The 14,170-nt window shown below is 73.0% G+C and carries 15 protein-coding genes; all 15 read left to right on the plus strand.

The window, feature by feature from the left end; genetic code table 11:
* Nucleotides 1–79 precede the first annotated feature (79 nt).
* The 15 genes from pafA (at nucleotide 80) to ACIRVF_RS12705 (ending at nucleotide 14,162) form a co-directional block, all read left to right on the plus strand.
* Nucleotides 80–1,441: a Pup--protein ligase gene (pafA, locus tag ACIRVF_RS12635; protein ID WP_396537950.1), complete on the plus strand. Its 1,362-nt coding sequence runs from the start codon at nucleotides 80–82 to the stop codon at nucleotides 1,439–1,441.
* A 130-nt stretch (nucleotides 1,442–1,571) separates the two neighbouring features.
* On the plus strand, nucleotides 1,572–2,561 hold the full coding sequence (locus tag ACIRVF_RS12640) for an FKBP-type peptidyl-prolyl cis-trans isomerase (RefSeq protein WP_402816295.1): 990 nt from the start codon (nucleotides 1,572–1,574) through the stop codon (nucleotides 2,559–2,561).
* Between the two features lie 214 nt (nucleotides 2,562–2,775).
* Nucleotides 2,776–4,098 carry an FKBP-type peptidyl-prolyl cis-trans isomerase gene (locus ACIRVF_RS12645; protein WP_402816296.1) on the plus strand — a complete coding sequence of 441 codons (1,323 nt, stop codon included), beginning with the start codon at nucleotides 2,776–2,778 and terminating at the stop codon, nucleotides 4,096–4,098.
* A 164-nt stretch (nucleotides 4,099–4,262) separates the two neighbouring features.
* Complete coding sequence (locus ACIRVF_RS12650; RefSeq protein WP_402816297.1) at nucleotides 4,263–4,646, plus strand: FKBP-type peptidyl-prolyl cis-trans isomerase; 384 nt, start codon at nucleotides 4,263–4,265, stop codon at nucleotides 4,644–4,646.
* 199 nt (nucleotides 4,647–4,845) lie between these two features.
* Entirely contained in the window at nucleotides 4,846–5,826 is a 981-nt protein-coding gene (locus ACIRVF_RS12655; protein ID WP_402816298.1) for a helix-turn-helix transcriptional regulator, read from the plus strand.
* 73 nt (nucleotides 5,827–5,899) lie between these two features.
* On the plus strand, nucleotides 5,900–6,856 hold the full coding sequence (locus ACIRVF_RS12660) for a helix-turn-helix transcriptional regulator (RefSeq protein WP_402816299.1): 957 nt from the start codon (nucleotides 5,900–5,902) through the stop codon (nucleotides 6,854–6,856).
* Between the two features lie 3 nt (nucleotides 6,857–6,859).
* Nucleotides 6,860–7,090, plus strand: a complete 231-nt coding sequence (locus ACIRVF_RS12665; RefSeq protein WP_402816300.1) for a hypothetical protein — start codon at nucleotides 6,860–6,862, stop codon at nucleotides 7,088–7,090.
* A 29-nt stretch (nucleotides 7,091–7,119) separates the two neighbouring features.
* Nucleotides 7,120–7,296: a hypothetical protein gene (locus ACIRVF_RS12670; protein ID WP_402816301.1), complete on the plus strand. Its 177-nt coding sequence runs from the start codon at nucleotides 7,120–7,122 to the stop codon at nucleotides 7,294–7,296.
* A 209-nt stretch (nucleotides 7,297–7,505) separates the two neighbouring features.
* Nucleotides 7,506–7,793 (plus strand): Sec-independent protein translocase subunit TatA, encoded by a 288-nt coding sequence (tatA, locus tag ACIRVF_RS12675; RefSeq protein ID WP_402816302.1) that lies wholly within the window; start codon nucleotides 7,506–7,508, stop codon nucleotides 7,791–7,793.
* A 157-nt stretch (nucleotides 7,794–7,950) separates the two neighbouring features.
* The gene (gene tatC, locus ACIRVF_RS12680; RefSeq protein WP_402816822.1) at nucleotides 7,951–8,844 is read left to right on the plus strand and encodes a twin-arginine translocase subunit TatC; all 894 of its coding nucleotides are present in this window, start codon (nucleotides 7,951–7,953) and stop codon (nucleotides 8,842–8,844) included.
* 160 nt (nucleotides 8,845–9,004) lie between these two features.
* A complete protein-coding gene (locus ACIRVF_RS12685; RefSeq protein ID WP_402816303.1) occupies nucleotides 9,005–10,180 on the plus strand; it encodes an NAD(P)/FAD-dependent oxidoreductase in 1,176 nt (391 codons plus the stop codon).
* 105 nt (nucleotides 10,181–10,285) lie between these two features.
* On the plus strand, nucleotides 10,286–10,606 hold the full coding sequence (locus tag ACIRVF_RS12690; protein WP_402816304.1) for a (2Fe-2S)-binding protein: 321 nt from the start codon (nucleotides 10,286–10,288) through the stop codon (nucleotides 10,604–10,606).
* Nucleotides 10,587–11,972 (plus strand): NAD(P)/FAD-dependent oxidoreductase, encoded by a 1,386-nt coding sequence (locus tag ACIRVF_RS12695; RefSeq protein WP_402816305.1) that lies wholly within the window; start codon nucleotides 10,587–10,589, stop codon nucleotides 11,970–11,972. The genes ACIRVF_RS12690 and ACIRVF_RS12695 overlap by 20 nt, the downstream gene beginning before the upstream one ends.
* A gap of 185 nt (nucleotides 11,973–12,157) precedes the next feature.
* Entirely contained in the window at nucleotides 12,158–13,021 is an 864-nt protein-coding gene (locus ACIRVF_RS12700) for a dihydrodipicolinate synthase family protein (RefSeq protein WP_402816824.1), read from the plus strand.
* Between the two features lie 136 nt (nucleotides 13,022–13,157).
* Nucleotides 13,158–14,162 carry a proline racemase family protein gene (locus ACIRVF_RS12705; protein ID WP_402816306.1) on the plus strand — a complete coding sequence of 335 codons (1,005 nt, stop codon included), beginning with the start codon at nucleotides 13,158–13,160 and terminating at the stop codon, nucleotides 14,160–14,162.
* Nucleotides 14,163–14,170: the final 8 nt, after the last annotated feature.

Raw genomic sequence — 14,170 nt, forward strand, 5'->3', positions numbered from 1 at the left:
ACGGGACCCCGGTGCCCCTGCGGCGGCCCAGTCGTCGTGGAGGCGGTTTCGGACAGCTCCGACACGGAATGGAGTGCTCATGGACCGCCGGATTTTCGGGCTGGAGAACGAGTACGGCGTGACCTGTACGTTCCGCGGGCAGCGGCGGCTGTCGCCGGACGAGGTCGCGCGGTACCTGTTCCGCCGGGTCGTCTCCTGGGGCCGCAGCAGCAACGTCTTCCTGCGCAACGGCGCCCGCCTCTACCTCGACGTCGGCTCCCACCCCGAGTACGCCACCCCCGAGTGCGACGACGTGGTCGAGCTGGTGACGCACGACAAGGCGGGCGAGCGCATCCTCGAAGGGCTCCTGGTGGACGCCGAGCGGCGGCTGCACGAGGAGGGCATCGCGGGGGACGTCTACCTCTTCAAGAACAACACCGACTCGGCCGGGAACTCCTACGGCTGCCACGAGAACTACCTGGTGGCCCGGCACGGCGAGTTCTCCCGGCTGGCCGACGTGCTGATCCCCTTCCTGGTGACCCGCCAGCTGATCTGCGGCGCGGGCAAGGTGCTGCAGACCCCGCGCGGCGCGGTGTACTGCGTCAGCCAGCGGGCCGAGCACATCTGGGAGGGCGTCAGCTCCGCCACCACCCGCTCCCGCCCGATCATCAACACCCGGGACGAGCCGCACGCGGACGCCGAGCGCTACCGCCGGCTGCACGTGATCGTCGGCGACTCCAACATGTCCGAGACCACCACCCTGCTCAAGGTCGGCGCGACCGACCTGGTGCTGCGGCTGATCGAGGCCGGCGTGGTGATGCGCGACCTCACCCTGGAGAACCCGATCCGGGCGATCCGCGAGGTCAGCCACGACCTCACCGGCACCCACCAGGTGCGCCTCGCCAACGGCCGGGAGGCCAGCGCGCTGGACATCCAGGAGGAGTACTACACCAAGGCCCTGGAGTTCGCCGACCGCAAGGGCATCAACACCGGCACCATCGCCCGGGTCCTCGACCTGTGGGGCCGCACCCTGGAGGCCGTGCGCAGCGAGCGGCTGGACGGGGTGGCCACCGAGATCGACTGGATCATGAAGTACAAGCTCATCGAGCGCTACCGCGAGAAGCACCAGATGACGATGTCCAACCCGCGGGTCGCCCAGATCGACCTCGCGTACCACGACATCCACCGTCGGCGGGGCCTGTTCTACCTGCTCCAGGGCAAGGGCCAGGCGGAGCGGGTGACCACCGACCTCAAGACCTTCGAGGCCAAGTCGATCCCGCCGCAGACCACCCGGGCCCGGCTTCGCGGTGACTTCATCCGCCGGGCGCAGGAGCAGCGCCGGGACTTCACGGTGGACTGGGTGCACCTGAAGCTGAACGACCAGGCGCAGCGCACGGTGCTGTGCAAGGACCCGTTCCGTTCGGTGGACGAGCGGGTGGAGAAGCTGATCGCCGGCATGTGATCGCCGGATCCGTGTGATCGCCGGGCGGTGTCCGGCCCCGGTGGTGGTGTCTACCGGGGCCGGACGCGTGCCGGGCATACGCTGTCCGTCGAGTCAGGAGAGCCGACTTCGACCGACAGTAAGGACCACCGTGCGCCGCACCGCCGGTTTGCTTCTCACCCTGCCGCTGCTGCTCGCGGTGGCCTGCAGCAGCTCGCCCAAGGCGGCCGGCCCGGCGACGCCGTCCACGGCGAGCGCCGCGCCGACGGTGCCCCCGCCGGTGACGGAGGCGTCCCCGATGCCCACTCTTTCGGGTGGCGGTTTCGGCAGCAAGGCCACCATCACCATTCCCGAGGGCCAGCCGCCCAGCGGTCAGTTCGTGGTGAACACGGTGAGCGAGGGGGAGCGGTCGACGGTCAACAAGGGTGACTGGGTGACCGTCAACTACACGGCGAAGGACTGGACCACCGGCAAGGACCTGCCGAGCTCGTACGACGACAACGGCAAGCCGCAGCTCTACCAGGCCGGCAGCGGGCAGCTGGTGCCGGCGTTCGACCAGAGCGTGATCGACAAGAAGGTGGGCACCCGGCTGCTCGTGGTGGCCCCGCCGGCGGCGGCCTTCGGGGAGCAGGGCTCCACCCAGCTGGGCGTCAACAAGGGCGACACCGTGGTGTTCGTGCTGGACATCGTGGAGAGCCTGCCGCAGGACTCCACGCTGACCGGGAACATGACCCAGGCGCCCGCGACGCTGCCCCAGGTCAAGGACAACGGCAAGGCGCCGGTGGGCATCACGATCCCGGCGGGGCAGGCCGCGCCCACCGACCTCCAGCAGGCCGTGCTGATCAAGGGCGAGGGCAAGCAGGTCAAGACCGGGCAGACGCTGGTGGTGCAGTACACCGGGGTGCTGTGGAGCAACGGGCAGCAGTTCGACAGCTCGTGGACGCACGGCGGCGCGCAGGCGGTGCAGATCGGCACCGGCAGCGTGATCGAGGGCTGGGACAAGGGGCTGGTCGGGCAGAACGTCGGCAGCCGGGTCCTGCTGGTGGTGCCCCCGGCGCTCGGTTACAAGGACCAGGCGCAGGGATCGGTGCCGCCGAACTCCACGCTGGTCTTCGTGATCGACATTCTGGAAGCGGTTTAGACACGCCCTAGGAAGTCGCCGGGGGGATTCCGTACGCTTGGGCGGACGCTCGTACAACGAAGCGTCCGCCCTCATCCTTAGCTGTCATACTGCCCTCGCACTGTGGCAGGCGCCGCCCGGCGCCGAGGTCCGGGCGGGCGGTACGGCGGCAGGCCGGCGCTCACCACGCCGGGCGCAGACCTGGAAGACCTCGTGGCGAGATGGATGGGGAGTCATGACTGAGAAGACGCCGAGCCCGGGCGGGGCCGGCACCGCGGCGAACGACAGCTCTGCGGGTGACCCGGCCGCCTCTCGTCCCGGCGGCCCGATCGCGGCGGACCGCGAGTCGATCGTCGTCCCCCCGGCGATCCTCGCGCAGCAGGCAGGCTGGGCGCAGCCCGGCGAGAAGCCGCGGCCGGTCGGCGGGACCAAGGCGGACGACGAGGACGCCCCGCAGATCTTCGCCAGCAACGTGCGCAAGACGGACACCTCGGAGGCCGGGTACGCCGAGAACCCTCCCGGTGTCGGCAAGCTGGGCGTGATCCTCGGCACGATCCTGGCGCTGCTGCTGGTCGGCAGCGGCGTCACGCTGTACATGGTGAACAAGGACGACTCCAAGGACACCTCCGCGGCCTCCCCGCCGGACGCGACCAAGTCCGCGCCGCCCACGCCGAGCGCCGAGCCGGTGCCGCCGATCAAGGACAGCGCCAAGGTGCTGCCGACGGTCACCGGTGACTTCGGCAAGAAGGCCGAGATCCAGGTGCCCGGCCAGGCCTCCGACGGCTCCTTCGTGGTGAAGGTGCTGTCCGAGGGCAGCGGCCCCAAGGTCGACAAGAACAACTGGACCTCGGTGGACTACACCGCCAAGGACTGGAACACCGGCAAGGACATCCCGAGCTCGTACGACGACAAGGGCAAGCCGCAGATCTTCCAGGCCGGCACCGACGCGCTGATCCCGGCGCTGGACCAGGCCGTGATCGGGAAGAAGGCCGGCAGCCGGCTGCTGGTGGTGGCCCCGCCGGCCGCCGCGTTCGGCTCGCAGGGCAAGTCGGACATGTCGATCGGCGCCAAGGACGACCTGATCTTCGTGATCGACATCCGCAACACCAACGCGCCGGACGCCGTGGTGAGCGGCACCGTCACGCCGCCCCCGGCGGACTTCCCGCAGGTCAAGGACAACGGCAAGAAGCCGGCCGACATCACCCCGGTGGCCGGCGCCAAGGACCCGACCGAGCTGAAGACCCACGTCCTGATCAAGGGCACCGGGCCGGTGGTGGAGAAGGGCGAGAAGGTCGTCGTCCAGTACACCGGCGCGCTGGCCAAGGACGGCAAGGTCTTCGACTCCTCGCTCAGCAAGGGCCAGGCGTTCTCCTTCGCGGTCGGCGGCGGCCAGGTCATCCAGGGCTGGGACCAGGGGCTGGCGGGCCAGACCGTCGGCAGCCGGGTCGAGCTGGTGATCCCTGCCTCGCTGGGTTACGGGGACAAGGGCCAGGGCGACATTCCGCCCGCCGCGACCCTGGTCTTCGTGGTGGACATCCTGGACGCCGGTCAGGGCTGATCCACTTTTCGGGTGACAATGGTGGGCGTGTGACCTTCGGGGTCGGCCGCGTGGCCGCGTCCCGACGGGCGGCGGGCGCCCGTACCGTGGTCCAGGAACGGACCGTGGTGCGGGCGCCCGCCGCTTGGTCGTGTATGGAATTTGCGAACGTGAGAAGAGGGACCATGGCTGTGAACCTCAACGAGAAGCCCGAGATCGACTTCCCGATCGGCGACGCTCCCAAGGAGCTGCAGATCCGCGACATCGTCGTCGGCGACGGCGCCGAGGCCAAGCCCGGCAGCAACGTCAAGGTGCGCTACGTCGGCGTGACCTTCGAGACCGGCGAGGAGTTCGACGCGAGCTGGAACCGGACGCCCAACGAGTTCGTGTTCCCGCTGGGTGGCGGCCGGGTCATCAAGGGCTGGGACCAGGGCGTCGCCGGCATGCGCGTCGGCGGCCGCCGTGAGCTGACCATCCCCTCGCACCTGGCGTACGGCGCCCAGTCGCCGTCGCCGCTCATCCCGCCGCACTCGACCCTGATCTTCGTGGTCGACCTGCTGGCCGTCTGAGCCCGCGCTGACCTCGGGCCGGACCCCTGCGGGGGCCCGGCCCGAGGCCGTGTTCGGGCCCGAACGGCACGCCCCGGCGGGCAGGCGCGGGACGCGGCTTTTGCAGTGCGTACCGCTACCGGTACGGTCGGTCCCGCCGGGTGAGGATCGCCCGGTGGGCGCACCCCGCGCACGGCGCGGCACACCGGAAGGGTCACCGATGGCGATCGCCAAGGCAGAGCGGCTGATGAATCTCGCCCTGTGCCTGATGAACACCAGACGCCCGCTCTCCAAGAAGGAGCTGCGGGAATCCATCGAGGCGTACCGCGAAGCCTGGCAGAGCAGCAGCGAGGACGCCTTCAACCGGATGTTCGAGCGGGACAAGGACGACCTGCGCGAACTCGGCCTGGTGATCGACGTCGACGAGAGCGCGCTCGACGGTGAGCTCGGCTACCTCGCCCGCCCCGACCGCAACCGGCTGCCGGAGATCGCGCTGGACGCCGAGGAGGCCGCCGCGCTCACCCTGGCGGCCCGGGTCTGGCAGCAGGCCAAGATGTCCGGCGCGGCCAGTGGCGCGCTGCAGAAGCTGCGCGCGGCCGGGGTGCCGTTCGGCGAGGCCGAGGGCCGGACCGCCCTGGAGCCGCGCATCCCCGCCCGGGAGGCCGCGTTCGAGCCGCTGCTCACCGCCGCCCGGGACCGCCGCCCGGTCACCTTCGAGTACCGCAAGGCCGGGGCCGCCGCCGTCGAGCAGCGCAGCGTCGAGCCGTGGGCGCTGGAGTGCTGGCGCGGGCACTGGTACCTGGCCGGGTACGACCGGGACCGCGGCGACGCCCGGGTGTTCCGGCTCAGCCGGATCACCGGCAAGGTGAAGGCCAAGGGCGGCGCCTTTGTGGGCACGGTGCCCGAGCACGTGGACGTCCGGGCCACCGTGGCCAAGTTCGCCGGCGAGGGCGCCACCGCCACCGCGACCGTCCGGGTCCGCCGGGGCGCGGGCTTCCCGCTGCGCACCAAGGCGCTGAACAGCACCCGGGTCGACGAGGTCTGGGACGAGCTGGAGATCCCGTACGGCAACGGGCTGGGCGCCGACCTGGCCGAGTTCGGGCCGGACGTGGTCGTGCTCGGGCCGGAGGAGCTGCGGGCGGATGTGGTCGACCGGCTGCGGGCGGTCGCGGGGCTGGACTCGGAGGACGTACGGGCGTGAGTGAGCGGAGCGAACGAACCATGGGAAGGTGCGCATCGTGCGAAGCGCCCGCCGAGCGCCGCGAGGTGGACGCATGAGCAATGCGATCGACCAGACGCGACGGATGCTGTCGCTGGTCACCTACCTGCGCGAGCGGCCCGGGGCCGAGGTCGCCGAGGTGGCCCGGGCGTTCGGGATCAGCGAGCGGGAGCTGATCGGGGACCTCAACGTGCTGCCGATGTGCGGCACCAGTTTCCGCGGCGGCGACCTGCTCGACATCGACACCGACGGCGAGCGGATCTGGTGGCACAACGTCGACGACGTGGCCCAGCCGCTGCGGCTGGCCGCCGACGAGGCCACCGCGCTGCTGGTGGCCGCCCGCGCGGTCGCCGGGCTGCCCGGTCTGCGGGCCGGCGACCGGGAGGCGCTCACCCGGGCCGTCGCCAAGATCGAGAACGCTGCCGGGGAGAGCGCCGAGGGCAGCGCCCGGGTCGGCGTGACCTTCGAGGCGGAGAGCCACGTCTTCGCCGACATCGACCGGGCGCTCAGCGAGGGCCGCCGGGTCTGGCTGCGCTACTACTCGCACGGGCGTGGCGGGATGACCGAGCGCGAGGTCGACCCGATCCGGCTGCTCACCGAGGGCCACACCTACCTTGAGGCCTGGTGCCGCACCTCGGAGGACCACCGGATGTTCCGGCTGGACCGGGTCGCCGAGATCCGCGTCCTGGACGTCCCGGCCGACCCGCCCCGGCGCGAGCCGCGCGACCTCAGCGGCGGGCTGGTCAACCCCGCGGCGGACGACCCCGAGGTGGTGGTCGAGGTCTCCTCCGGCGGCCGATGGGTCGCCGAGTACTACACCCACGACCGGGCGGAAGAGCTGCCCGACGGCGGACTGCGGATCACCCTGCGCAGCGCCGATCCCTCCCAGCTGCGCCCGCTGGCGCTGCGGCTGGGCCGGGACGGCCGGATCGTCTCGCCGCCCGAGCTGGCCGAGCAGGCGCGCTCGGCCGCGCGGGAGGCGCTGGCCGCCTACGGGGAGGGGCGGGTCTGAACGGTGGAGCCCGGGACGAGATTCAAGGTGTACTGCTCGCAGTGCCGCGAGAAGGTCGAGCTCCCGGCCGAGGAGTTCCGGCTGACCCTCGGCCGGACCGCGGCGCAGGCGCACTACAGCTTCGGCTGCCCGCTCTGCGGGGCGGCGGTGCGCAAGCCGGCCGGGGAGAAGATCGTCGAGGCGCTCACCGCGGCGGGGGTGCGCACCATGCGGCTCGTTCCGGCCGAGGGATAGCGCGCCCGCGCCCCGTATAGGGTGGGCGCATGTCCTGGATGCTCGTCGCCGCCGTCCTGCTCGCCACCGCGGGCCTGCTGGTCCTCGGGGTCCTCGCGATCCGGTTGTGGCTGAACGTGCGGGCGCTGGCCAAGGGCGTGGACGCGGCCTCGCGGGCGCTGGCCGAGGCGGCGGGGGAACTGGGCTCGGCGGTTCCGCACTCCTAGCGTCCCGTGGCCGTTAGCACACCAGGGGCACCCGGCGGTACGGGGGCTGCTGCGCGGAGGTAGGGGCGGGTTACGCTCTCAGGTGGCTCCTGAACTGCGAACCGGGGGCCGCTGTCCTGTTCGGGCGGCCGTCGTCGGGGCGTCATCCGCAGCGGTTACCATCCGCGGCGGGCGGCCTGCCGGGCCGCGGTGAGTGAAGGTGGTCGCACGTGCGCATCTCGATGACCGGGATCGTGGTGATCGTGGTTCTCGCCATCGTGCTGTTCGGTGCCAAGAGGCTGCCCGAGCTGGCGCGTTCGCTGGGGCAGTCGATGCGGATCCTGAAGAGCGAGGCCAGGGGGTTGCGCTCGGACGGCGAGAAGGGCGGGAGCGTGCCGTCGGCGGCGCCGCCGGTCGACGGTCCGGTGCGGTCGTCGGTCAGGACCGTCCAGTCGGCCCCGGGAGCGTCGGCCACGGCCCGTCCGGTGGCCGGGCCCGACGGCGACGCGCCGCACTGAGCGCGGTGCACGTGACGTACGTGACCTACGTGACGTACGCGACGCACCAGACCACGGGGGCCCGTCGACCGGCGGGCCTCGACGCACGAGTTGAGGACCGGGGTTGAGCAAGCTCTCCAAGGCGCCGCAGAAGGCGCCCAAGGATCCTGAGGGGCGGATGGCCCTAGCCGACCACCTGCGGGAACTGCGCAACCGCGTGGTCAAGTCGGTCCTGGCGATCGTGCTGTTCGCGGTGATCGCGGCGATCTACCACAAGCAGATCGAGCACTTCCTGCTCCAGCCGCTGCCCCAGTGCGACAAGGCGACCTCGGGCAACTACCACGGGCGCTGTGCCCAGGTGTCCAACATCGGTCTGACCGCCGGCTTCAACTGGATGCTGAAGGTCGCGCTGACCACGGGCGTGGTGGCGGCCGTGCCGGTCTGGCTCTACCAGGTGTGGGCGTTCGTGGCGCCCGGGCTGCACAAGCACGAGAAGAAGTACGCGATCGTCTTCATGGCGTGCGGCGCCCCACTGTTCCTGGCGGGCGTGGCGACCGCGTTCCTGGTGATGCCGACCATGGTCGAGATGCTGCTCTCGTTCACGCCGAGCGAGACGGTGCCGATCCTCCCGCCCGAGGACTACTTCGACATCGCCACCCGGATGGTGCTGGTCTTCGGCCTCGCCTTCGAGTTCCCGCTGCTGCTGGTGATGCTCAACCTGGTCGGCATCGTGACCGGCAAGCGGCTGCTCAGCTGGTGGCGCGGGATGGTCATGGCCATCACGGTGTTCGCGGCCTTCGCCACCCCGGGCGCCGACCCGGTCAGCATGCTGCTGCTGTCGGCGCCGATCTGGGCGCTGTACTTCCTCGCCGTGGCGGTCGCGCTGCTCAACGACCGGCGCAAGCGGCGCAACAACCCGGACGCCGACCTGGACGACGAGGAGGCCTCGCACGTCGACCTCAGCGTCCAGGCCGTCGACGGCGCGGAGTCGGTGAGCGCCTCGCCGGCGCCGACGGCCGGCCCCACGCCGGTGCCGGCCGCGCGCCACGAGCAGATGGACGACATCACCTGAGCCGGTAGCCGTCGCCGGGGCCCCGGTCCACCGCCCTCCCGCGGTGGGCCGGGGCCCTTCGCCGTCCTCGGGGGTTACCGGTTTCGGAGTTCTGCGGCTTTGCGGCCTTCCGGCTTTGTGTGGCCTTGGCAGGGTCGATGGCATGTGACATATTACTGACGTGCTGAAGACCTGGACTCCTCCCCCGGACGTCGTCGTGGTCGGCGCCGGAGTCGTCGGCGCCGCCTGTGCCTACTACGCCGCCCGCGCCGGGCTCGCCGTCGCCGTCGTCGACCGCGGGCCGGTCGCCGGAGGCACCACCGGCGCGGGCGAAGGCAACCTGCTGGTCTCCGACAAGGAGCCCGGGCCCGAGCTCGACCTCGCCCTGCTCAGCCTCCGGCTCTGGCGCGAGCTCGCCGAACAGCTCGGCCCGGCAGTCGAGTACGAGCCCAAGGGCGGCGTGGTGGTCGCCTCGACGGCCGCCGGGCAGCAGGCGCTGCGGGACTTCGCGGCCGGTCAGACCGCGGCCGGGGTGGACACCGAGGAGGTCCCGGCCGAGCGGCTGCACGAACTGGAGCCCCATCTCGCCTGCGGGCTGGCGGGCGGCTACCACTACCCGCAGGACGCCCAGGTGCAGCCCGCGCTCGCCGCCGCCCACCTGCTGCGCGAGGCCCGTCGGATGGGCGCCGAGCTGAGCACCGGGGAGACCGTCACGGCCGTCGAGCGCGGGCCGGACGGCGCGGTGCGCGGCGTCCGCACCGACCGCCGCCGACTGGCCGCGCCCGCCGTGGTGAACGCCACCGGCGCCTGGGGGGCCGAACTGGCCGCGCTGGCCGGGGCGCACCTGCCGGTGCTGCCCCGGCGCGGCTTCGTCCTGGTCACCGAACCGCTGCCCAGGGTCGTCCGGCACAAGGTCTACTCGGCCGACTACGTGGCCGACGTGGCCAGCGGCTCGGCCGGGCTGCAGACCTCCTCCGTGATCGAGGGCACCCCCGGCGGGCCGGTGCTGATCGGCGCCAGCCGGGAGCGGGTCGGCTTCGACCGGACCATCTCCCACGAGGCGATCGGCCGGCTGGCGGCCGAGGCGGCGGCGCTGTTCCCGGTGCTGGCGCAGGTCGCCGTGATGCGCACCTACCGGGGCTTCCGCCCGTACCTGCCGGACCACCTGCCCGCCATCGGGGAGGACCCCCGGGTGCCCGGGCTGTACCACGCCTGCGGGCACGAGGGCGCCGGTATCGGGCTGGCGCCCGCCACCGGGCTGCTGATCAGCGAGCAACTGACCGGGAAGCGGCCGGAGCTGGACCTCGCGCCGTTCCGGGCCGACCGGTTCCCGGGGGACGGGCGTTCCGATGGGTGACCGTGTGCCGCGTTCCCGGGAGGTCCTCCCGGGGTGTTCTGCCGGGGCGTTCTCCCGGGACGTTCCTTCCGGCTCGGAGAAGCCGGTGATGGATTGGAGAAGCCGGTGAAGCGTCGCCGCACCCCTGCCGCCCTGGTCGAGGCCGAACCCGGACCCGGCCACCGGATCGAGTTCGACGGGCGGCCCGTCCTCGCCCTGCCCGGGCAGTCCATCGCCGCCGCGCTCTGGGCCGATGGCGTGCTCGCCTGGCGCACCACCCGGATCGGCGGGCGGCCGCGGGGGGCGTTCTGCGGGATCGGGGCCTGCTTCGACTGCCTGGCCACCGTCAACGGCCGGGCCAACCAGCGCCTGTGCCTGCTGCCCGCCGAACCGGGCACCGTCGTCACCACCCAGGAGGGACACGGCCGTGCCGACCTCGCCGTCTGAGCCCTACGACCTCGCGGTGGTCGGCGCCGGGCCGGCCGGGCTCGCCGCCGCCGTCACCGCCGCCGACCTCGGGCTGCGCTGCGTCCTGCTGGACGGCGCGGACCGGACCGGCGGCCAGTACTACCGGCACCCCGCGCCCGGGCTCGGCGCGGCCCGCCCCGACCGGCTGCACCACGGCTGGGCGGCGTACAGCGGCCTCGCCGCGCGGCTCGCGGCGCACCGGCGGGCGGAGTTCCGCGGCGGCCACCAGGTGTGGTCGCTGGAGCGGACCGGGGACGGCTTCGCGGTGCACGTCACCCTCGGGCCGGAGGCCGCCGAGCGGACCACTGTACGGGCCCGGACGGTACTGCTCGCCACCGGTGCGTACGAGCGGCAGCTGCCGTTCCCCGGCTGGACGCTGCCCGGGGTGGTCACCGCGGGCGGCGCCCAGGCGATGCTCAAGGCCGGGCTGGTGCTGCCCGGGCGGCGGATCGTGGTGGCCGGCAGCGGTCCGCTGCTGCTCGCCGCCGCCTCCTCGCTGGTGAGCGCCGGCGCGGAGGTCCCGGCGGTGGTCGAGGCGAGCGGCTACCTCGGGTACGCCCGGCGCCCCGGCGTGCTGGCGGCCGTCCCCGCCAAGCTGGTCGAGGGCGCCGGGCACGGGAGCGCGCTGCTGCGCCACGGCGTCCGGCTGCGGCCGCGCAGCGCGGTCGTCGAGGCGCACGGGGACGAGCGGGTCACCGCGGTCACCGTCGCCCGGCTGGACGCCGACTGGCGGCCGATGCCCGGCACCGAACGGCGGATCGACTGCGACGCGCTCGCCGTCGGCCACGGGCTGCTGCCGCAGATCGACCTGGCCGCCGAACTCGGCGCGGACACCCGGACCGGGCCGGACGGCGCGGTCGCCCTGCGGGTCGACGCCCGGCTGCGCACCACCGTCCCCGGCCTGTGGTCCGCGGGGGAGACCAACGGCGTGGGCGGCGCGGACCTCGCGCTGGCCGAGGGGGAGCTGGCCGCGTACGCGATCGCCGGGGCCCGGCCGGGGCGCGCGCTGCTGCGCCGCCGGGCGCGGCTGCGGGCCTTCGCCGGGCTCATGGCGGCGGCGCACCGGCCGGGGCCCGGCTGGACGGGGTGGCTGCGCCCGGACACCGATGTGTGCCGGTGCGAGGAGGTGCCGGTCGCGCGGATCCGCGAGGCGGTGGAGGAGCTCGGCGCGGGTGATCCGCGGACGGTCAAGCTGCTCACCCGTGCCGGGATGGGCTGGTGCCAGGGGCGGATGTGCGGTCCGGCGGTGGCCTGTCTGTCCGGTGCCACGGGGGCGGGGCCGGACCGGCGGCCGCTGGCCTGCCCGGTGCCGCTGTCGCAACTGGCGGCGGGGGCGTCGGAGTAGTCCGGACCCGGGCCCGGGCCTGCGGGCTCGGGCCTGCGGGGCCCGGGCCGGTTCCGGGCCGTCGGAACGCGCGGGGCGGGGGCTCTTGTCTCCGGCCTGTTCCCGCTTATAAAATGTCACACCTCACCAAGGAGCTCAACGTGTCCATCACCCCGTTCGACACCAACCGTCCCTGGCGCGGCATCATGGTCGCCACCACGATCCCGCTGCGCCCGGACCTCTCCGTCGACTACGACGCGTACGCCGAGCACGTCCGCTGGCTGATCGAGTCCGGCTGCGACGGCGTGGTCCCCAACGGCTCGCTGGGCGAGTACCAGACGCTCACCGCCGAGGAGCGCGCCCGGGTCGTCGAGGTGGCGATCGAGGCGGCCGGCGACGGTTCCCGGGTCATGCCCGGCGTCGCCGCGTACGGCAGCGCCGAGTCCCGCCGCTGGGCCGAGCAGGCCGCCGAGGCGGGAGCGGGGTCCGTCCTGCTGCTGCCGCCCAACGCCTACCGGGCCGACCACGCCTCGGTGCGGGCGCACTACGCGGAGGTCGCCCGGGCGGGGCTGCCGGTCGTCGCCTACAACAACCCGATCGACACCAAGGTCGACCTGGTGCCCGCGCTGCTCGCCCAGCTGCACGGCGAGGGCTCGGTCGTGGCCGTCAAGGAGTTCAGCGGGGACGTCCGCAGGGCGTACGAAATCGCCGAACTGGCGCCCGGGTTGGACCTGTTGATCGGCGCGGACGACGTGCTGCTGGAGCTGGCGCTGGCCGGTGCGGTCGGCTGGATCGCCGGGTACCCGAACGCGCTGCCGGAGGCCTGCGTGGCGCTCTACGACGCGGCCGTCGGGCACGACCTGGAGACCGCCCTGCCGCTGTACAAGTCGCTGCACTCGCTGCTGCGCTGGGACTCCAAGACCGAGTTCGTCCAGGCCATCAAGCTCTCCATGGACATCGCCGGGCGCCCCGGCGGGCCGGTCCGGGCGCCCCGGCTGCCGCTGGAGCCGGAGATCGAGGCGGCGGTGCGCGCGGCCACCGAGAAGGCACTGGCCGAGGGCCTGGCGTAGCCGTTCGGAGCCGGCCGGCTGTGCGGGCAGCCGGCCCCGACCGGCCGACGTCGACCGCTTCGACCGGGTCCTGCCGCTTCGACCGCTTCGACCGGTTCGACCGACTTCTACCGCTTCGACTGAGGAGTTGTGAGGAATGCGCAGCCGTCACGTGTTCCACGCCGTGGACTCGCACACCGAGGGCATGCCGACCCGGGTCATCACCGGGGGCTTCGGCGTCATCCCCGGCGCGACCATGGCCGAGCGCCGGGTGCACTTCCAGCAGCACCTGGACCACTTCCGCACCCTGCTGATGTACGAGCCGCGCGGGCACGCCGCGATGAGCGGTGCCGTTCTGCAGCCGCCCACCCGGCCGGACGCCGACTTCGGGGTGCTCTACATCGAGGTGTCCGGGCTGCTGCCGATGTGCGGGCACGGCACCATCGGCGTGGCCACCGTCCTGGTCGAGACCGGGATGGTGCCGGTGGTCGAGCCGGTGACGACGGTGCGGCTGGACACCCCCGCCGGGCTGGTCGTCGCGGAGGTGCGGGTCGAGGGCGGCGCCGCCAAGGCGGTGACCATCCGCAACGTGGCCTCCTACGCGGTCGCGCTGGACCGCAAGATCGAGGTGCCCGGCTACGGCACGGTCGGCTACGACCTCGCGTACGGCGGCAACTTCTACGCCATCCTGCCCCTCGCCGAGCTCGGGCTGCCGTTCGAGCGCGAGCGCAAGCAGGAGATCCTGGACGCCGGGCTCGCCCTGATGGCCGCCGTCAACGCGGGCCCCGACCGGCCGGTGCACCCGGAGGACCCGTCCATCCACGGCTGCCACCACGTCCAGCTGCTCGCCCCCGGCTCCACCGCCGAACACTCCCGGCACGCGATGGCCATCCACCCCGGCTGGTTCGACCGCTCGCCCTGCGGCACCGGCACCTCGGCGCGGATGGCGCAGCTGCACGCGCGCGGCGAACTGCCGCTCGGGCGGGACTTCCGCAACGACTCCTTCATCGGGACGACCTTCACCGGGCGGCTGGTCGAGGAGACCGAGGTGGCCGGGCACCCAGCCGTGGTGCCCACCGTCACCGGGCGGGCCTGGGTCACCGGCACCGCCCAGTACTTCCTCGACCCGGACGACCCGTTCCCGGCGGGCTTCCTGCTCTGACGCTGTTT

Source organism: Kitasatospora sp. NPDC101157, from assembly GCF_044768255.1.
Classification (GTDB): Bacteria; Actinomycetota; Actinomycetes; order Streptomycetales; family Streptomycetaceae; genus Kitasatospora.